Consider the following 20,307-nt stretch of genomic DNA (forward strand, 5'->3'; position numbering starts at 1 on the left):
GTTGTATCGCGTGGCGGCGGGAATCAACACCGAAGAACACGCACCGGGCTTTAAACACTCGGTGCTGCGGCCTATTCCGGGCGGTGGCCTGGCCTGGCTGAAAGCGCGATACGGCTCGGTATATGGCGATATTGCCATCCACTGGGCGCAGGCGTCGGCGCACGATGGCTTGCAGACCATCACCCTTGAGGTGGATATACCGCCAAACACCTGCTCAACGCTTATCCTCGACGGCGCGCAAACGCTGCTCGACACCGATGGCATCGACTTCGCGCCAGTAAACGGTGGCTATGGCGCGCAGGTGGGATCGGGGCATTATCGCGTTATCTGGCAGCGCTAACCGCGTGATTGTCACGGCAGCGTTCGGGCTGTTGTGACAATCGAACGCTCGAATTCCCCTGTTTTCGTTTCGCTATTCAACGCATTGGCAATTATTGCGGTCGCGATAATACTCGCGACCGTGACGACGAGAGTAATGCCGTGTCAGACGAAAGCGACGACGACAAAACAGAAGACCCCACACCCCAACGGCTTGAAAAAGCACGAGAAGAGGGGCAAATTCCGCGATCCCGCGAATTAACATCACTGCTGATGCTGCTGGTGGGCGTCGCGGTGCTTTGGTTAGGCGGAGAATCACTGGCGCGACGGCTGGCTAATCTATTGTCCGGCGGGCTGCGCTTCGACCACCGCATCGTCAACGATCCCAATATTATCCTTGGGCAAATCATCCTGCTGCTAAAAGAAGCCATGCTGGCGCTGCTTCCGCTGATTGTCGGCGTGGTGACGGTGGCGCTGATAGCACCGGTGATGCTTGGCGGGCTGGTATTCAGCAGTAAATCACTGGCGTTCAAATTCGACAAACTCAACCCACTGCCCGGCATTAAGCGCATGTTCTCCGCACAGACAGCGGCAGAACTGATGAAAGCGATTATGAAAGCGGTGCTGATGGGCAGCGTCGCGGGCTTCTTTTTATGGCGGCACTGGCCGCAGATGATGCGCCTGGTGAGCGAATCCCCGCTGTCGGCGATGGGCAATGCGCTGAACATGGTCGGGCTGTGCGCACTGTTGGTAGCGCTGGGGATTATCCCCATGGTGGGGTTTGACGTCTTTTGGCAGATTCACAGCCATCTGAAAAAACTGCGGATGTCGCGCCAGGATATTCGCGATGAATTTAAACAGAGCGAAGGTGACCCACACGTTAAAGGGCGTATTCGCCAGATGCAGCGTGCAGCGGCACGCCGCCGAATGATGGCAGATGTGCCGAAAGCGGACGTTATCGTCAATAACCCGACCCACTATTCGGTGGCATTACAGTATGACGAAAACAAAATGAGCGCGCCAAAAGTGGTGGCGAAAGGGGCGGGGCTGATTGCGCTGCGCATCCGTGAAATTGGCGAGGAGAACCGAATCCCCATGCTGGAAGCACCGCCGCTGGCGCGTGCGTTGTATCGCCACGCGGATATTGGCCAGCAGATCCCCGGCCCGCTGTATGCCGCCGTGGCGGAAGTGCTGGCGTGGGTATGGCAGCTCAAACGTTGGCGGCTGGCGGGTGGCCTACCACCGAAAAAACCGGATAACTTACCCGTGCCCGAGGCACTGGATTTTTTGAACGAGAAGGACTCTGATGGCTAATCTTGTCGCAATGTTGCGTCTCCCCAGCAACCTAAAATCAACCCAATGGCAGGTGCTCGCCGGGCCGGTGCTGATTCTGCTGATTCTGTCGATGATGGTGCTGCCGCTGCCAGCGTTCGTACTCGACCTGCTGTTTACCTTTAACATTGCGCTGTCAATTATGGTGCTGCTGGTGGCGATGTTCACCCAGCGCACGCTCGAATTTGCCGCCTTCCCGACGATTTTGCTGTTTACCACGCTGTTGCGTCTGGCACTGAACGTGGCCTCGACCCGTATCATCCTGATGGAAGGGCATACCGGTGCGGCTGCGGCAGGGAAGGTGGTTGAAGCCTTTGGTCACTTCCTGGTGGGCGGTAACTTTGCTATCGGTATCGTGGTGTTCGTCATCCTCGTTATCATCAACTTTATGGTTATCACCAAAGGTGCGGGGCGTATTGCCGAAGTGGGCGCGCGTTTCGTACTCGACGGGATGCCGGGTAAACAGATGGCGATTGACGCTGACCTGAACGCCGGGATCATCGGCGAAGATGAAGCGAAAAAACGCCGCTCTGAAGTGACTCAGGAAGCCGACTTCTACGGCTCGATGGACGGTGCGAGTAAGTTTGTGCGCGGTGACGCCATCGCCGGTATTTTGATCATGGTTATCAACGTGATTGGCGGCTTGTTGGTCGGCGTACTGCAACACGGTCTGGACTTAGGTAAAGCGGCGGAATCGTACACGTTGCTGACCATCGGTGACGGCCTGGTGGCACAGATCCCAGCGCTGGTTATCTCAACGGCGGCGGGCGTTATCGTCACCCGCGTGAGCACCGAACAGGACGTAGGCGAGCAGATGGTGGGCCAGTTGTTCAGCAACCCGCGCGTCATGCTGCTGAGTGCGGGGGTTCTGGGCCTGTTGGGGCTGGTTCCGGGAATGCCAAACCTGGTGTTCTTGCTGTTTACCGCCGCGCTGCTGGCGCTGGCCTGGTGGATCCGTGGCCGTGAAATGCAAGCGCCGGAAAAACCGGTAGAAGTCGCCGCGCCGGAAAGCAACACTCAGGCGGTTGAAGCCACGTGGAGCGATGTACAACTGGAAGATACGCTGGGCATGGAAGTGGGCTACCGGCTGATTCCGATGGTCGATTTCCAGCAAGATGGTGAACTGCTGGGGCGTATTCGCAGTATTCGTAAAAAATTCGCGCAGGAGATGGGTTTCTTACCGCCGGTTGTGCATATTCGCGACAATATGGATATGCCCCCCGCACGCTATCGCATATTATTGAAAGGGGTAGAAATTGGCAGCGGTGAAGCCTATCCGGGGCGCTGGCTGGCGATTAACCCCGGCACGGCAGCGGGCACGCTTCCTGGCGAAGTGACTACCGACCCGGCGTTTGGTCTGGCGGCGGTTTGGATTGAAAGCGCTCTGAAAGAGCAGGCGCAGATTCAGGGCTTCACCGTGGTGGAAGCCAGTACCGTTGTGGCAACGCATCTCAACCACTTGATTAGCCAGCATTCGTCGGAGCTGTTCGGCCGCCAGGAAGCGCAGCAACTGCTGGAGCGTGTGACCCAAGAAATGCCGAAGCTGACCGAAGACTTAGTGCCGGGCGTGATAACACTGACGACGCTGCACAAAGTGCTGCAAAACCTGTTGGACGAGAAAGTGCCGATCCGCGATATGCGTACCATTCTGGAAACGCTGGCGGAACATGCGCCTATTCAGACGGATCCTGGCGAGCTGACCTCGGTGGTGCGCGTGGCGTTGGGCCGTGCGATTACACAGCGCTGGTTCCCTGGCAATGACGAAGTGCAGGTGATTGGCCTGGACACACCACTTGAGCGCCTGCTGCTGCAAGCGTTGCAGGGCGGCGGCGGGCTGGAGCCAGGGCTGGCAGACCGTTTGCTGGCGCAATCGCAAGAGGCGTTAGCGCGCCAGGAAATGCTGGGTGCGCCGCCGGTGCTGTTGGTTAACCATGCGCTGCGCCCACTGTTATCTCGCTTCCTGCGTCGCAGCTTGCCACAGTTGGTGGTGTTGTCGAATCTGGAACTGTCGGACAACCGTAACATTCGGATGACCGCCACCATCGGAGGGAAATAATGCGCCAACTGCTGTTGCTGCTGCTTGGCCTGCCGTTGCTGACGCAGGCCGCCGGGGAAGGTTCCTGGCAGGCTAGCCATACCGGAATCACCCTGAACTATCGTGGTATAGCGGCATCTTCTGCGCCGCTTGCGCCTCGCCAGCCTGTGCAAGGAAGTATCACGAACATTGGCTGGCGTTATGAATTGAACGGGCCGATTCCCGCCGGATTACGCGTCCGGTTGTGCTCACTTTCTCGTTGTAGTGAGCTGGACGGGGCGAGCGGCCAGACGTCAGCATTTAGCCAGGTCTCTGCGGCTGAACCTTTCCGTTATATCTGGGAAGTTCCCGGCGGCGGAAGATTAATCCCTGCTCTTAAGGTCCAAAGCATTCAAATCATCGTTAACTACCGCTAACTGCCGCACATTTCACCAAACGCCACCGGTTTCTGGTGGCGACCTCGCATTTTTGACCCTTCCTTTTGATACTACAGAAACGTTGTTTTATAAATCAGTGACACATATACGACGACTCTTTGCATTTTTGCCAACTCAACGCTGGTGCTGGCAGAAATAGGAAGGTAAGCCGTTACGCATACTTTTACTGTAGCCGTGTCAGTACTCCTTTTGGCTAGGTCTTGGCTTACCGGAGGAGCTCCATAATAAAAGGCACAGGATTGACGGCAATGAATAGAACGCGAAAAATAGGATTGGCGAATTACTTCGCCTACGGGTCGGGAGATTTTCTCGGCGCAGGGACGACGGCGCTGACAGCCGCATGGCTTCTCTATTTTTACACCACCTTTTGTGGATTAAGCCCCATCGAGGCTACGTTTATTTTTGCAACCGCCAGGGTTCTGGATGCGGTTGTCAGCCCATTGATGGGCTTCTTAACCGATAACTTTGGTTCGACCTGGCTTGGTAAACGCTTCGGTCGTCGTAAATTCTTTATTCTGTTAGGCATTCCTTGCGTGTTCAGCTACTCCTTCATGTGGGTAGGGGACATGGGCTTCTGGTACTACCTCGTTACGTACCTGATTTTTGATGTGGTCTACACCATGATTCTGGTTCCGTACGAAACGCTCGTACCGGAAATGACCGACGACTTCAAACAGAAAACCAAATTCTCCGGCGCGCGTATCGGCATGGCACAGATGTCTGCCATTCTGGCCTCATTCCTGCCGGGCATCCTGTTAACGCATTTCGGCAAAGACAACGCGATTTCCTTCTTCTATGCGAGCCTGGTGTTCTCCGTACTGTGCGCCATGATGCTGACTTTTGTCTGGTTCTTCACCTGGGAACGCCCACGTGATGAATGGAGTGAAGCGGCGCTGCGCGCTGAAGCCGAGAAGAAAAACCTGACCTTTGGTCAGAGCATGAACCGCCTGTTCGTTGAGCTGTCTTCCACGCTGCGCATTAAGATTTTCCGCCAGCATCTGGGGATGTACCTCGGCGGTTATATCGCTCAGGACGTGTTTAACGCTGTCTTTACTTACTACGTGGTATTCGTCCTGATGCAGGAAGCCTCTATGGCGTCCAACCTGCTGGGTACGATGGCGCTTTTCCAGTTCATCGCCGTTATTGCCATGATTCCGCTGTGTATCCGTTTCGGGCCAGCACCGTCTTACCGCATGGTCGTGGTGCTGTTCGGGCTGGGGTCATTCTCTTACGCCGCGCTGTATTACGCGGGCATGGGCGATAGCTTCGCGCTGTTGCTGCTGATCTCCGCTATCGCTGGTCTGGGACGCGGGGGGATCAACTATGTGCCGTGGAACACCTACACCTATATTGCTGATGTTGATGAAGTGATCACCGGCCAGCGTCGTGAAGGTATCTTCGCGGGCATCATGACCCTGACGCGTAAAGCATCTCAGGCGGGTGCGGTGATGCTGGTCGGTATCATCATGCAGATGTCTGGCTTTGTTTCTGGTCAGAAAGTCCAGCCGCCAGAAGTGAGCCACACCATTTTGCTGATTCTCAGCGTCGGTACGATTCTCGTCCTGTGCTGCGGCTTCCTGGTTTCCCTGCGCTTCAAGCTGAACCTGAAAACACACAGCGTGCTGCGCGAAGAGACGGTGAAAATGCGCGAGTCCGGCGACGTGGTACCAGAAACCCTGACCCCGCAGGCGCGTTCTACGGTCGAAATGCTGGCCGGGATGCCTTATGAGTCTCTGTGGGGCAACAACAATATTGGTTATCTGAATCGCAATAAACCTGCTGCACCTTCATTGAAGCAGGCTGCACCATTGAATTCGACTTATAACAGAGGTTAAAGATATGAAAGTTTGGCCCGTCAAACATAGCCCATTACTACGTCAGCCGGAGCGTTTTATCTCCAGGGAAGAGCTGAAGGGGTTGATTCAGACCGTGACGAACAATCTGGTGAATATCAAGGATGAGACAGGTCAATTTCTGCTTCGTCTTGATGATGGTCGAGTGATCGATACCAAAGGTTGGGCTGGCTGGGAATGGACGCACGGCGTGGGGTTATACGGTATCTATCAGTATTACCTGCAAACCGGTGATGTGGCGATGCGCGACATTATTGACAACTGGTTCGCTGACCGCTTTGCCGAAGGGGCGACTACCAAAAACGTCAATACGATGGCGCCGTTCCTGACGCTGGCCTATCGCTATGAAGAAACCGGCAACCCAGAGTATCTGCCGTGGCTCGATAGCTGGGCGGAGTGGGCGATGAACGAAATGCCGCGCACCGACCACGGCGGTATGCAGCACATCACGCTGGCAGAAGAAAATCATCAGCAGATGTGGGACGACACCCTGATGATGACCGTTCTGCCGCTGGCGAAAATTGGCAAGCTGTTGAATCGCCCGCAGTACGTTGAAGAAGCGGTGTACCAGTTCCTGCTGCATGTGCAAAACCTGATGGACAGAGAAACCGGCCTGTGGTTCCACGGCTGGAATTACGAAGGCAACCATAACTTTGCCAACGCTCGCTGGGCGCGCGGTAATAGCTGGCTGACCATCGTTATCCCAGACTTCCTTGAGCTGGTGGATCTGCCGGAAAACAACGCCGTGCGCCGTTATTTGGTGCAAGTGTTGAATGCGCAGATTGCGGCACTGGCAAAATGTCAGGACGAAAGCGGCCTGTGGCATACGCTGCTGGATGACCCAAATTCGTATCTGGAAGCCTCCGCGACCGCCGGTTTTGCCTACGGAATTCTGAAAGCCGTACGTAAGCGTTACGTGGGGCCGGAGTATGCCGAAGTAGCAGAAAAAGCGATTAAAGGCATCGTGAAAAACGTCTCCCCAGAAGGTGAACTGCTGCAAACCTCCTTCGGCACGGGGATGGGTTCGAATCTCGATTTCTATCGTGAAATTCCGCTGACCTCCATGCCGTATGGCCAGGCTATGGCGATTCTGTGTCTCACCGAGTATCTGCGTAAGTACTTCTAAGTATTGCGTCTTTGAAAACCCGGCTGCGTAGGTAGTCGGGTTTTTTATTGCCTTTTGTTTAAAATAAAATTTAATTTTTAACTTTTAGTTATAAAAAATTTTTAAGTGGATCGCATTCCTGCGTATTACTAATAGCCTTAATGCCAATAGTGATTTACCTCACATTTAGTTGATGAATACAAGAATATAAAAACAGTGTTTCAAAATAATAAAACACGAGGTTTAATTTTATGGCAAGTAATGCGGCTTTACAGGGAAGACCTGTTAACCTGCGTCATCAACTGGCATACGGAGGCGGAAACCTCCTGGGCAGCGGCGCACTGGCTATCAGCGGTGCATGGCTTCTGTACTTCTACACCACCTTCTGCGGACTGACGCTGATTGAAGCCGCCTTTATTTTCTCGGTAGCCAGTGTCATTGACGCTATCAGTAATCCGTTGATGGGTTACCTGACCGATAACTTTGGCAAAACTCGGTTGGGCAAACGCTTTGGCCGCCGTCGTTTCTTCTTGCTTATCGGCATTCCGCTGATGATGTTTTACCCGCTGCTGTGGGTCGAAGGGCTGAGCTTCTGGTACTACCTTTGCACCTACGTTATGTTCGAAATTATCTACACCTCGGTGATGGTTCCTTATGAAACCTTAGCCACCGAAATGACCGATGATTTCTCGCTGCGCTCAAAACTGACCGGCTACAAAGCGATTTTCGGCAAGCTGGCGAACTTCCTTGCGGCGTTTATTCCAGGGCAATTTATTCTGCTCTACGGTAAAGAGTCGGCAACGCCGTTCTTCCTGACCGGCCTGACCTATGGCGTTATCCTTATCGCGGCAGTGGCGTGCCTGTGGTACAACAGCTGGGAGCGCCCACGCGCCGAGGAGCCGCAAGCGCAGGTGAAAATGAGCCTGCTGCATACACTGCTTTCGCTGGCGAAAGACATGCGCTCAACCTTCTATTTACGCGTTTTCCGTAAGCATCTGGGGATGTATCTGTGCGGGTTTGGCGCAGAGTGGCTGTTCGCGTCTATCTTTACCTACTTTGTTATTTTCGTCCTGCAACACGACCCAGCAATGGTCGCCGGGCTTAACAGCCTGAACTCGATTTTACAGTTGATCTCAACCGCGCTGTTTATCGGCCTGTGTGTGAAAAAAGGCTTCAGTAAGCCGTACATTATGGCGCTGGGTATCGTTATTACCGCAGTGCTGATGTACACCTCACTGTGGTTCTTCCATCTGCCGGTGCATCTTGCCACTGTCCTGATGTTTGGTATTACGGTGATTTTCGGCCTCGGAACTGGCGGCGTTTACTATATTCCGTGGACGGTTTACACCTTCCTGGCCGACGTCGATGAGATCTATACCGGCCGCCGCCGTGAAGGGATTTATGCGGGTGCGATGACGTTCTCTGGCAAGATCCTGCGTTCGGTTATTGTGTTTGTGATGGGCGCTATTCTGAGCTATTACGGCTTCCAGTCAAAAGCGCATACCCAACCGGAAAGCGCGGTTAATGCTATTGCGGTGGTGTTCTGTGCCGGTGTTGCGCTGCTGGCGCTGGCGGCTATCGTGTTCAGCAAACAGATGAAGCTGGATCGCGAAACCCACAAAGTGGTGCTGCAAGAAGTGGCGCGTATCAAAGCGGGTGGCAAGCAGGAAGATATTACCCCAGAAGTGCGGGCGATTGTCGAAGAGCTGGTCGGCCACCGTTATGAGGAGTGCTGGGGGAATAGCCCACTGTTCAAAAACGATGCTTCACCTGTTGGCGTAGAGGCGGTATCCGCCGGGCGCTAACGTCTCAACGTTCTACCCGTGGGCCGCTGGCTGCGGCTGGCTGCCCTCGGGGAGGAAAATATAATCCAGAATCTTGCGCATCACCGGCGCAGCCACCACGCCATCGCTACCGCCGTTTTCCAGAATTAACGCCACCGCCACTTTCGGGTTTTTATACGGGGCGAACGCGGTATAAAACACGTGATCGCGCAGGCGAGTGGGGATCATCTTCGCATTATAAGTTTGGTTCTCTTTCAGGCTAAAGACCTGTGACGTGCCGCTTTTAGCGGCGATACCGTACGGCGCGGTATGGAAAAATTTATACCCCGTGCCGTTTGGCGCATTCGCCATGCCAAACATGGCCTGGCGCACCAGGCCCCAGTACGGCGAAGCGGCATCGGCGATTTGCGTTTCATTCGCCGGTTGCTGGTAGGGAATGACCTTGTTGCCGAGCGTCTCCGTCTGCAACAGATGAGGGGGAATGACTCGGCCATTGTTGAGTAGCGCGACCATCGCTTTTACCATCTGAATCGGGGTCGCTATCCAGTAGCCCTGACCGATGCCAACGGAAATCGTATCTCCCTGATACCACGCTTTTTTGTGTACCCGTTGTTTCCAACTGCGGCTCGGTAGCAGGCCGGTGTACTCTTCATCCAAATCGATTCCCGTTGGTTTGCCGTAACCAAACTGGCTGAGCAGGGTGTCGATGCGGTCGATACCCATCATATATGCCACCTGGTAGAAAAAGGTGTCGGCAGATTCTTCAATCGCTTTGGTGACATCAAGCATCCCGTGACCGCTTTTTTTCCAGTCGCGATAGCGGCGTTCTGTACCCGGTAGCGTCCAGGTTGGTGCGCCAAAGAAATGGGTTTGTGGGGTGATAACGCCGTCGAGCAACGCTGATATTGCCATATACGGTTTCACCGTGGACGCGGGCGGATACAGCCCTTGCGTCACGCGGTTAATCAGCGGCAGGTTTTTGTCCTGTAACAGGGCGTTGTAGTCCTGATAACTCATCCCTTTCACGAAAGGGTTTGGGTCGTAACTGGGGTTCGACACCATCGCCAGCACCGAGCCATCGTGCGGATCTTCTACCAGTACCGCCGCGCGCTGTCCGGCGACCAGGCTTTCAATATATTGTTGAAGATGAAGATCCAGGGTGAGGTGAATGTCTTTTCCTGCGACCGGCGGCTCATCTTTTAGCAGACGAACGATGCGCCCGTGGTTATCGACTTCCACTTCCTGATAACCGGTTTTACCGTGCAGATCGTTTTCATAATAGCGCTCGATACCTTGTTTGCCGATGTTATGGTCGGCGGCATAGTTTTCAGATAAGCCTTTTTTATCCAGCGCTTTTAAATCACTATCGTTGATTTTCGATACGTACCCTAAAACGTGCGCTAATGTCGCGCCGTATGGGTATTGCCGGTCTTGGTAGCTGTTGACGGTGACACCGTTGAAGCGGAATTGATTCACGGAGAAGCGGGCAATTTCGACATCGCTGAGGGCATTTTTCAACACCACTGGCCGGTAACGGCTGCTGGATTTCAGCGCTTTACGGAACTGGTCAATATCGTCAGGCGTAAGGTCAATAATCGGCGTTAGTTGGCGCAGCAACGCATCCATATCGCTGATTTTATACGGGGTAACCGTTACATCGTACCAGGTGACATTGGTGACTAGCGGAATGCCGTTACGGTCATAAATGATGCCGCGCGTCGGGGCGATGGGCAGCATTTTGATATCGTTCTGGTCAGAGCGGGTGGCGTAGTAATCGTGCTCATCCACCTGCAAGCGGTAAAGATTAACAATCAGAATGCCAAAACAGACCACCACCAGGCCGAACGCCACGATGGCGCGGCGCAGGAACAGTTTTCTTTCCGCTTCATAGTCTGTAAACGTCATGACCGATACCCAGTGAATTCGCCGCCTAATAATACGGAGCGGTCACGGGGATAACAGGCAAAAAATGTACCATCTTTCGGGAATATGTGTCATTCCTTGAGTTTTGTAACAAATCTGGCGATGTAACGCCTACCCGTAGGCCGGATAAGGTGTTTACACCGCCATCCGGCAATTAGCGGCACAAAGCCTGATGGCGCTGCGCTTATCAGGCCTACGCGGGTTTGTATGCCAACATTTGCGTGGGTTTGTAGGCCGGATAAGGCAACGCCGCCATCCGGCGGTGGTTGACACAAAGCCTACGGGGATTGGCAGGGCAAAAAAAAGCCCGCGACAGGGCGCGGGCTTTTGGTCAGAGCGGATAATTACATCCGTTCTACGGTTTCGATACCCAGCGTATCCAGACCCGTTTTCAGCGTTTTCGCCGTCAGCAGCGCCAGTTTCAGGCGGCTGTTACGCACGCTTTCGTTCTCGGCGGAGAGGATTGGGCAATGCTCGTAGAAGCCAGAGAACAGGCCCGCCAGATCGTACAGATAAGCACACATCACGTGTGGCGTACCGTCACGAGCGACCACATTCAGCGTCTCTTCAAACTGTAACAGGCGCGCAGCAAGCTGGGCTTCGCGGTCTTCGCTAATGGTTACCGCCGCGTTGACGATAGCGCTTTCATCTAGCTCCGCTTTACGGAACACCGACAGCACACGGGTATAAGCGTACTGCATATACGGCGCGGTGTTGCCTTCGAAGGCCAGCATGTTGTCCCAGTCGAACACGTAGTCCGTGGTACGGTTTTTCGACAGGTCAGCGTATTTAACCGCACCGATACCAACCGCATTCGCCAGTTTTTCCAGCTCATCGGCTGGCATGTCTGGGTTCTTCTCAGCAACCAGACGGCGCGCACGTTCCAGCGCTTCGTCCAGCAGGTCAGCCAGTTTCACTGTACCGCCGGCGCGGGTTTTGAACGGCTTGCCGTCTTTACCCAGCATCATGCCGAACATATGGTGCTCCAGCGGTACAGACTCTGGTACATAACCGGCTTTACGCACGATAGTCCATGCTTGCATCAGGTGCTGGTGCTGACGAGAATCGATGTAATACAGCACGCGGTCAGCATGGAGCGTTTCATAACGATATTTCGCACAGGCGATATCGGTCGTGGTGTACAGGTAGCCGCCATCCTTTTTCTGGATGATGACGCCCATAGGTTCGCCTTCTTTGTTCTTGAACTCATCAAGGAACACGACGGTTGCACCTTCGCTCTCTACCGCCAGCCCTTTGGCTTTAAGGTCAGCTACGATGCCAGGCAGCATTGGGTTGTAGAGGCTTTCACCCATCACGTCATCACGCGTCAGCGTCACGTTCAGGCGGTCATAGGTCAACTGGTTCTGTGACATGGTGATATCGACCAGCTGACGCCACATTTTGCGGAAGTATTCATCGCCGCCTTGCAGTTTCACCACGTAGCTACGCGCACGCTCAGCAAAGACTTCGTCTTCGTCGTAGTGTTTTTTCGCTTCGCGGTAGAAACCTTCAAGGTCAGCCAGCGCCATTTCACCGGCGTTTTCCTGCTGCTGTTTTTCAAGATAAGCAATCAGCATCCCGAACTGTGTACCCCAGTCACCGACGTGGTTCGCGCGGATAACTTTGTGGCCCAGCAATTCGAGCGTACGTACTGCGGCATCACCAATAATGGTGGAACGCAGGTGACCGACGTGCATCTCTTTCGCCACGTTTGGCGCAGAGTAGTCAACAACGATAGTCTGCGCTTGCGGCTGCGTAATGCCTAAACGCTCGCTTTTCAGCGCCTGAGTGACATGCTCGGCCAGGAATGCGGGATCGAGGAAAATATTGATAAAGCCCGGCCCGGCGATCTCCACTTTATTTGCAATACCATCAAGCTGGAGATGAGACAGTACTTGTTCTGCCAGTTGTCGCGGTGCCATGCCCAGTTTTTTGGCTACTGCCATCACGCCGTTAGCCTGATAGTCGCCGAACTGTACTTTTGCTGACTGACGAACCTGAGGTTCGCAATCGGCAGGCGCACCTGCCGCAATCATGGCCTGACTGACCTTTTCTGAGAGAAGAGCCTGAATATTCACCGGAATACCTTACATTTTAGACGCCATCACCGTAGAGGTTCAGCGCTGGGTGTGGATAAATTAAGGCGGGAGTATACTGCATTTGCCGGATGCCGTCAGCACCGGCCCATTCTCAGGCGCTGCGAAAAAACGCTGTCTGAGCAGGGATTAATCGCTCGGCGATTTCTCGGGTTGGTTGCGGGCAAACAACAGGGTAGATTAGCCTTTTTATGCAATAAGAATAGGGCTGAAATGGCAAACTGGCAGACAATTGCGGAGCTACAGGATATTTCTGCGGATCTCCCACGCTTCACCGACGCATTAGCGGCACTTTCCCGGCGCTTGGGGTTGGAGATTACACCACTCAATGCTGACCATATTTCGCTGCGTTGCCATCAAAATACTACCGCTGAACGCTGGCGTCGCGGCTTTGAGCAGTGTGGCACGCTACTGTCTGAAAATATCATTAACGGGCGTCCAATCTGCCTGTTCAAACTGAATGAACCGGTTTGCGTGGCGCACTGGCAATTTACGGTGGTTGAATTGCCGTGGCCGGGCGAAAAGCGCTATCCGCATGAAGGCTGGGAGCATATTGAAATTGTGCTGCCTGGCGAGCCGGAAACGCTTAACGCGCGGGCGCTGGCCTTGTTGTCTGATGATGGCCTGAGTCAGCCGGGTATTGCCGTGAAAACCAGTTCGCCGAAAGGCGAGCGTGAGCGCTTGTCGAACCCGACGCTGTCGGTGACGGACGGTAATGTCACGGTGAAATTTCATCCGTGGTCCATTGAAGATATCGTCGCCAGCGAACAGGCAGTGTAACAATGTGAACTGACGCGGGGTCTGCTGATGGGAACAATGGCATGATTTAACGCTGACGAAATACGGAGACGAAAATGGCATTGTTGGAAATCTGCTGTTACAGCACGGAATGCGCGGTTATCGCGCAGCAGAACGGGGCCGACCGCATTGAACTGTGCGCCGCACCGCTGGAAGGCGGGTTAACGCCATCCTATGGTGTACTCAAGGCCACGCGTCGGCGGGTCAGTATTCCCGTTCATCCGATCATTCGCCCTCGCGGCGGTGACTTTTGTTATACCGACGGTGAATTTGCCGCCATGCTGGATGATGTGCGAACGGTGCGCGAGTTAGGCTATCCGGGGCTGGTCATCGGTATCCTGAACCCCGAAGGCGAGGTGGATATACCGCGTATGCGGCAGATTATGGTTGCTGCTGGGTCGCTCGCCGTCACATTCCATCGTGCTTTTGATATGTGCGCGAACCCACAGCAAACCATTGAACAACTTGCGGAATTAGGCATTGCGCGGGTGCTGACTTCAGGACAAAAACCGTCGGCAGAAAAAGGTATTTCATTAATTCGGGAACTTATTGCCCGGCCTGATACTCCAAACATTATGGCCGGTGCAGGGGTGAGAGCGAGCAATCTGTCGCTGTTCCTCGAAGCAGGGGTTAAAGAAGTGCATAGTTCAGCGGGGCAATGGCTGCCCTCCGAGATGCGTTATCGCAATCCTGGGCTGTCTATGTCAACTGACCCTGAGGCTGATGAGTATTTGCGTTATGCCGTCGATGGCGCGGCGGTGGCTGCTATGAAGGCAATCATCGAAAGCCACATGTAGCGCTCGTTTTTTTACCGCGCATCATATCGCCCAATATGATGCTTGCTTGTACCAGGCCCCTGCCCATTAAACAGGGGCCTTTTTTTATCGGTAATCTTGTGCCGGATGGCGGCGCTGACGCGCCTTATCCGGTCTACGACTTTAACGTTTGTAGGCCTGATAAGCGCAGCGCCATCAGGCACGGTGACATCGGATTACGGTTTTTTGGCAATCAGCACTGCGCGCAGTGGCGCGGGGTAGCCTTCGATAGTCTTGGTTGGGTCGTTCGGGTCAAGGAAATCGGCCAGCGATTCGGTCACCATCCATTCGGTGCGGCGCTGCTCCTCGGTTGAGGTCACGCTCATATCGACAATCCGCACGTCAACAAAGCCACATTTTTCCAGCCAGTTTTTCAACGCTAACGCCGACGGAATAAAGTAGACATTGCGCATTTGCGCGTAGCGATCTCCTGGTACCAGAACGGTGTTTTCATCGCCTTCTACGACCAGCGTTTCCAGCACCAGTTCGCCTTCATTCACCAACTGATCTTTCAACTGCCAGAGATGCTCCAGCGGTGAACGGCGGTGATACAACACCCCCATCGAGAAGACGGTATCAAACGCTTTCAGCGCCGGAAGCTGCTCAATACCCAGCGGCAACAGGTGCGCGCGCTGGTCGTTTCCGAGCAGTTTACGCACCGCTTCAAACTGGCACAGGAACAGTTGAGTTGGATCAATACCGACCGCCAGATGCGCGCCCGCGCCAATCATGCGCCACATGTGATAACCGCTACCACAGCCCACGTCCAGAATGGTACGCCCGGTGAGATCCGACAAGTGCGGCAACACGCGATCCCATTTCCAGTCGGAGCGCCATTCGGTATCGATATTCACGCCGTACAGCGAGTAAGGGCCTTTGCGCCACGGCATCAGGTTGCGCATCAGCGTATCAATACGCTTCAACTGACCTTCACTCAGCGGCGTTTCGCTTTCAGCGGTGACGCTATGCAGCAAATCCAGTTTCCACGGTGTGATTTCTGGCAGGAATTCGACGGCATTCGACCACTGCTTAAACAAGCCATGCTGCGATTCTCGCTGCCAGGCAGCGATTTGCGCCGGTAGGGTTTCCAGCCAGTGGGAAAGGTGATTTTTAGCAATCAACTGATAAAAGTTGCCAAACTCAATCATGCAGCATCCTCTGCTTTCAACGCCACCAGGGAACCAAAGTTAAAGCACTGGAACCATAGCTCGCTGTGCTCAAAACCGGCCTCACGCAGGCGGGCTTTGTGAGTTTCTACCGAGTCGGTCAGCATGACGTTTTCCAACATGCTGCGCTTTTGGCTGATTTCCAGCTCGCTGTAGCCGTTGGCGCGTTTAAAGTCGTGGTGCATGTTGAATAACAGCTCACCGACGGTCGCGTCCTCGAAGCTGAACTTTTCAGACAACACCAGTGCGCCGCCAGGGTTCAACCCCTGATAAATTTTATTAAGCAATGCCTGACGTTCTGCTGGCTCAAGGAACTGCACCGTAAAGTTCAGTACCACCATGGAGGCATTTTCAATCGTCATATCGCGAATATCGCCTTCAATCACATCAACCGGTGTCGGCGCTTTATAGGCGTCGATGTGGCGACGGCAGCGCTCGATCATTGCCGGAGAATTATCGACGGCAATAATACGACAGCCGCTGTGGGCAATATTGCGACGGATAGACAACGTGGCAGCGCCCAGCGAGCAGCCCAGGTCATAAACCTGTGTGGCGGGCTGCACGAAGCGCTCGGCCAACATGCCAATCATGGAGATAATATTCGAGTAGCCCGGTACGGAACGTTGGATCATATCCGGGAAAACTTCAGCTACCCGTTCGTCGAAAGTCCAGTCGCCAAGATGGGCAATCGGTGCAGAAAAAAGCGTGTCGCGGTCAGACATAAGGTTAAATCCGGAAAAATAAAAACGGCGTATTGTGCGCTAACGAAGCGAGAAAACCAACTCCCACGGCATATACCAGAGATTCGCCAGCACCATCAGCACCAAAGAGAGGTAGGTGGCGGTCATGCCATAACGTCGCCAGCGGAACAGCCGGTGATGAAAACCGTAGTAGTGCATCCAGCGCCCGACAAGCAGAAGGAGACCGCAAAAATGCACCATCCAGGTTTCCGCGCCGTTCATCTCCATAAACAACAGGAGAATCATGCCGAGAGGAATATATTCCACTGCATTCCCGTGGATACGAATGGCGCTTTGGAGTTCACTAAACCCCCCGTCACCATAGGCCACGCGATACAGCATACGTAAACGAACGACATCAAAGGAAAACTTTATCAGCAGCAATGCCGCCAGCACGGCATACAGCGCGCTAACCATACAAACTCCCTTTAGATTGGCAGATGGCTCTCTTATGATAGGTATGAACGTCAGAAAAGAGAAGATTGTTGTGGAATTGCGGGTGCAGAACCTAAGTCGGGAAGGGCAGAATGCAGCGCATTCCATAGGGAATCCACTAATGCGGGAGCGTATGCGATATCGGGCGTGTGCAAGAACAGGTACGGTGTTGTGTTTTGTTGCCACTGCGCGAGTTTTTCCAGCCAGGGTGTAAACAGCGCCTGATTTTGCGCCATATCGTCGCTGCCAATAAAACGCACCATCGGCTGGCTGGCGGTGACAACGGCGTGAACCGGCAGTTTGGGTTTTTTACGCTGTGCATCAATAACCGCTTCGCTATGCGCCACGGCGGCGTGTACCGGCCGGCTGTCGAGAATGACGCGGTTAACGCCACGCTGATGCAGGCCTCGGTTGAGCTGACGTTCTTCTTCCCCTTTGCGAAAAAACTGCGGGTGACGTACTTCCACCCCATAATGAAACGCCTGCGGTAGACCGTCCAGAAACGCCCATAACGCGGGCAGATCGCGCGGCCCAAAGGTTGCAGGAAGCTGTAGCCAATATTGGCCAATTCGCCCGGCGAGTGGAGACAAACGCTGGAAAAATTCAGCGGTAAGATCATCGCACTGGCGCAGCGCGGCCTGATGCGAAATCGTCGCCGGAAATTTAAAACAAAAACGAAAGGCATCGCTGGTTTGCGCCTGCCACCGAGCGACAATCTCCGCTTTGGGCAGCGCGTAGAGCGTGGTGTTACCCTCCACGCAGTTAAAGTGGCGGGCATACTCTTCAAGGCTGGTGATACCCAATCGCGCCCATTTCGGGTGCGACCATTGCGGAAGGCCCAGATAAATCATAGCGCGGCGAGGATCTCCTCGGTGCGGCGCACGCGAGAGAGGCGCGGGAAAATATGCGTCATGCTGCCGTGATGCTGTTCAGCGGTAGAGGCGCTACACGCGTCTTCGGCAATGACCAGGTTGAACCCCAGTTCCCAGGCGTTACGCGCGGTGGATTCCACGCCAATATTTGTCGAGATACCACACAGGATAAGGGTCTCAATGCTGCGACGGCGTAGCTGCATTTCGAGGTCAGTGCCGTAAAATGCGCCCCATTGACGTTTGGTGACTTCAATATCCGTCGGCTGTTTGCCTAGCGCTTGCGGATACGTCCACCAGTTTTCTGGCAGCGCATGTGCGCCCGCAGGGGCATCGACCGGTTGTTTTAGCGCTTCGGCAAAATCCGCAGACCACCCCACGCGCACCATCACAACCGGCGAGCCATTCGTGCGGCATTTTTCGGCTAAATGTGCGGCACGGGCGACGACATCTTCGGCGCGGTGCGGCCCGCCGGCAAATGGCAGAATGCCTTCTTGCAGGTCAATGACCACCAGGGCGGTTTTTTGGGCATCTAACTTCAGCATGGTTGTTCCTCATCTAAACTCGCTGTCGCAGCATACCTTACAGTCGTCGCCAGGTTATTGAACGGATAAATATTGTTAATTTTTGTGAGCGTAAGCAATAAGCGTTCAGCAAACAGGCGTATAAACCGCTCTGGGCTTATCGTCAGCGAGAATTTCCAGTATAATAGCCCCCTTTTTTCATCCAGTAGTGACATTCAGCTAAAGCTGCGACAGTGACGCCTGCATGGCAGGCGACAATCCGCCGACGGCTAAGTTAAGGGATATCTCATGCGTACAGAATATTGCGGACAGCTTCGACAGTCCCACGTTGGGCAGCAGGTGACTCTGTGTGGTTGGGTCAACCGCCGTCGTGATCTCGGTAGCCTCATTTTTATCGATATGCGCGACCGTGAAGGCATCGTTCAGGTGTTCTTCGATCCGGATCGTGCGGATGCATTGAAGTTGGCCTCTGAACTGCGTAATGAGTTCTGCATTCAGGTAACGGGTACGGTTCGCGCGCGTGATGAGAAGAACATCAACGCCGATATGGCCACCGGTGAAATTGAAGTTCTGGCCTCAGACCTGACTATCATCAACCGTTCAGAATCGCTGCCGCTGGACTCCAATCACGTTAACACCGAAGAAGCGCGTCTGAAGTACCGCTACCTCGATCTGCGTCGCCCGGAAATGGCTCAGCGCCTGAAAACACGCGCTAAAATCACCAGCTTTGTGCGTCGCTTTATGGACGACCACGGGTTCCTCGATATCGAAACCCCGATGCTGACCAAAGCGACGCCTGAAGGCGCGCGCGATTACCTGGTGCCGTCTCGCGTACATAAAGGCAAATTCTACGCGCTGCCGCAGTCTCCTCAGCTGTTCAAACAGTTGCTGATGATGTCCGGCTTCGATCGCTACTATCAGATTGTTAAATGCTTCCGTGACGAAGACTTGCGTGCTGACCGTCAGCCAGAATTTACCCAGATAGATGTTGAAACCTCCTTCCTGACCGCGCCGCAAGTGCGCGAACTGATGGAAGCGATGGTGCGCCAACTGTGGTTAGAGGTGAAAGGTGTGGATCTGGGTGATTTCCCAGTGATGACTTTCGCTGAAGCAGAACGCCGTTACGGTTCGGATAAACCTGACCTGCGTAACCCGATGGAACTGGTTGATGTGGCTGACCTGCTGAAAGAGGTCGAGTTTGCAGTCTTCGCAGGTCCAGCTAACGATCCGAAAGGCCGTGTCGCTGCGCTGCGCGTACCTGGCGGTGCGTCTCTGACCCGTAAGCTCATCGACGAATACGGTAACTTTGTGAAAATCTACGGCGCGAAAGGCCTGGCTTACATCAAAGTGACCGAACGAGCGAAAGGCATGGAAGGCATCAACAGCCCAGTGGCGAAATTCCTGACCGCTGATATCGTTGAAGCGATTCTTGAGCGCACCGGCGCACAAGATGGCGACATGATTTTCTTCGGCGCTGACAACAAGAAAGTGGTTGCCGATGCGCTGGGCGCACTGCGTCTGAAACTGGGTAAAGACCTGAATTTGACCGACGAGTCCATGTGGGCTCCGCTGTGGGTTGTCGACTTCCCAATGTTTGAAGACGACGGTGAAGGCGGCCTGACGGCGATGCACCACCCGTTCACCTCACCGAAAGATATGACTGCTGAAGAGCTGAAAGCCGCGCCGGAAGACGCAGTGGCTAACGCTTACGACATGGTTATCAACGGCTATGAAGTGGGCGGCGGTTCCGTGCGTATTCACCGTGGCGACATGCAGCAGACCGTATTCGGTATTCTGGGCATTAACGAACAAGAACAGCGCGAGAAATTCGGCTTCCTGCTCGATGCACTGAAATACGGTACTCCGCCACACGCAGGCCTGGCGTTTGGCCTGGATCGTCTGACTATGCTGCTGACCGGCACTGATAACATTCGTGATGTTATCGCGTTCCCGAAAACTACCGCAGCGGCTTGCCTGATGACGGAAGCACCAAGTTTCGCTAATCCAGCATCGCTGGGCGAACTGGGTATCCAGGTTGTGGCGAAGGAAGCAAAAGAGTCAGCGGAGAACAAGTAAC

At 54.2% G+C, this 20,307-nt stretch carries 17 protein-coding genes; 10 read left to right on the forward strand and 7 right to left on the reverse strand.

All coding sequences use genetic code 11. The features are described 5' to 3' along the window. The first annotated feature begins 10 nt into the window (after positions 1-10). The 7 genes from AC6I4B_RS09715 to AC6I4B_RS09745 all read left to right on the forward strand — a co-directional run bounded on the left by AC6I4B_RS09715 (position 11) and on the right by AC6I4B_RS09745 (position 8,885). Positions 11-340 carry an alpha-L-rhamnosidase C-terminal domain-containing protein gene (locus tag AC6I4B_RS09715; protein WP_497772089.1) on the forward strand — a complete coding sequence of 110 codons (330 nt, stop codon included), beginning with the start codon at positions 11-13 and terminating at the stop codon, positions 338-340. A 140-nt stretch (positions 341-480) separates the two neighbouring features. Next, a complete protein-coding gene (flhB, locus tag AC6I4B_RS09720; RefSeq protein ID WP_497771293.1) occupies positions 481-1,632 on the forward strand; it encodes a flagellar biosynthesis protein FlhB in 1,152 nt (383 codons plus the stop codon). Further along, a complete protein-coding gene (flhA, locus tag AC6I4B_RS09725) occupies positions 1,625-3,706 on the forward strand; it encodes a flagellar biosynthesis protein FlhA (protein ID WP_497771295.1) in 2,082 nt (693 codons plus the stop codon). Before flhB ends, flhA begins: the two co-directional genes overlap by 8 nt. Beyond that, positions 3,706-4,101: a flagellar protein FlhE gene (gene flhE / locus AC6I4B_RS09730; protein WP_497771297.1), complete on the forward strand. Its 396-nt coding sequence runs from the start codon at positions 3,706-3,708 to the stop codon at positions 4,099-4,101. The genes flhA and flhE overlap by 1 nt, the downstream gene beginning before the upstream one ends. Before the next feature lie 269 nt (positions 4,102-4,370). Next, entirely contained in the window at positions 4,371-5,957 is a 1,587-nt protein-coding gene (locus tag AC6I4B_RS09735) for an MFS transporter (protein ID WP_497771298.1), read from the forward strand. A 4-nt stretch (positions 5,958-5,961) separates the two neighbouring features. Beyond that, positions 5,962-7,101 (forward strand): beta-galactosidase BglB, encoded by a 1,140-nt coding sequence (gene bglB, locus AC6I4B_RS09740; RefSeq protein WP_497771300.1) that lies wholly within the window; start codon positions 5,962-5,964, stop codon positions 7,099-7,101. A gap of 230 nt (positions 7,102-7,331) precedes the next feature. Continuing rightward, complete coding sequence (locus AC6I4B_RS09745) at positions 7,332-8,885, forward strand: MFS transporter (RefSeq protein ID WP_497771302.1); 1,554 nt, start codon at positions 7,332-7,334, stop codon at positions 8,883-8,885. A 12-nt stretch (positions 8,886-8,897) separates the two neighbouring features. On the opposite strand, the gene mrdA is transcribed toward AC6I4B_RS09745, so the two are convergent. Next, positions 8,898-10,769: a penicillin-binding protein 2 gene (gene mrdA / locus AC6I4B_RS09750; protein WP_497771304.1), complete on the reverse strand. Its 1,872-nt coding sequence runs from the start codon at positions 10,767-10,769 to the stop codon at positions 8,898-8,900. 362 nt (positions 10,770-11,131) lie between these two features. Further along, positions 11,132-12,865: an arginine--tRNA ligase gene (gene argS / locus AC6I4B_RS09755; RefSeq protein ID WP_497771305.1), complete on the reverse strand. Its 1,734-nt coding sequence runs from the start codon at positions 12,863-12,865 to the stop codon at positions 11,132-11,134. Between the two features lie 231 nt (positions 12,866-13,096). Between argS and AC6I4B_RS09760 the strand changes: the two genes are divergently transcribed. Further along, on the forward strand, positions 13,097-13,663 hold the full coding sequence (locus AC6I4B_RS09760) for a VOC family protein (RefSeq protein WP_497771307.1): 567 nt from the start codon (positions 13,097-13,099) through the stop codon (positions 13,661-13,663). Between the two features lie 74 nt (positions 13,664-13,737). Further along, on the forward strand, positions 13,738-14,478 hold the full coding sequence (gene cutC / locus AC6I4B_RS09765; protein WP_497771309.1) for a copper homeostasis protein CutC: 741 nt from the start codon (positions 13,738-13,740) through the stop codon (positions 14,476-14,478). A gap of 194 nt (positions 14,479-14,672) precedes the next feature. Here the strand turns inward: cutC and cmoB are convergent, their stop codons facing one another. From cmoB to AC6I4B_RS09790, 5 genes are read right to left on the reverse strand one after another with little or no spacing between them, the layout of a single operon-like run. Next, the gene (gene cmoB / locus AC6I4B_RS09770; RefSeq protein ID WP_497771310.1) at positions 14,673-15,644 is read right to left on the reverse strand and encodes a tRNA 5-methoxyuridine(34)/uridine 5-oxyacetic acid(34) synthase CmoB; all 972 of its coding nucleotides are present in this window, start codon (positions 15,642-15,644) and stop codon (positions 14,673-14,675) included. Continuing rightward, on the reverse strand, positions 15,641-16,384 hold the full coding sequence (cmoA, locus tag AC6I4B_RS09775; protein WP_497771312.1) for a carboxy-S-adenosyl-L-methionine synthase CmoA: 744 nt from the start codon (positions 16,382-16,384) through the stop codon (positions 15,641-15,643). The genes cmoB and cmoA overlap by 4 nt, the downstream gene beginning before the upstream one ends. Positions 16,385-16,423: 39 nt before the next feature. After that, complete coding sequence (locus AC6I4B_RS09780; RefSeq protein WP_497771313.1) at positions 16,424-16,819, reverse strand: MAPEG family protein; 396 nt, start codon at positions 16,817-16,819, stop codon at positions 16,424-16,426. A gap of 50 nt (positions 16,820-16,869) precedes the next feature. After that, positions 16,870-17,688 (reverse strand): DUF72 domain-containing protein, encoded by an 819-nt coding sequence (locus AC6I4B_RS09785; RefSeq protein WP_497771315.1) that lies wholly within the window; start codon positions 17,686-17,688, stop codon positions 16,870-16,872. Further along, positions 17,685-18,251, reverse strand: coding sequence for a hydrolase (locus AC6I4B_RS09790; protein ID WP_497771316.1), 567 nt, complete (start codon positions 18,249-18,251; stop codon positions 17,685-17,687). The genes AC6I4B_RS09785 and AC6I4B_RS09790 overlap by 4 nt, the downstream gene beginning before the upstream one ends. A gap of 267 nt (positions 18,252-18,518) precedes the next feature. Here AC6I4B_RS09790 and aspS point away from each other — a divergent pair, with 267 nt between their 5' ends. After that, on the forward strand, positions 18,519-20,306 hold the full coding sequence (gene aspS / locus AC6I4B_RS09795) for an aspartate--tRNA ligase (RefSeq protein WP_497771318.1): 1,788 nt from the start codon (positions 18,519-18,521) through the stop codon (positions 20,304-20,306). Position 20,307 lies beyond the last annotated feature (1 nt).

The sequence above is a fragment of the Kluyvera fluvialis genome (genome assembly GCF_059725275.1).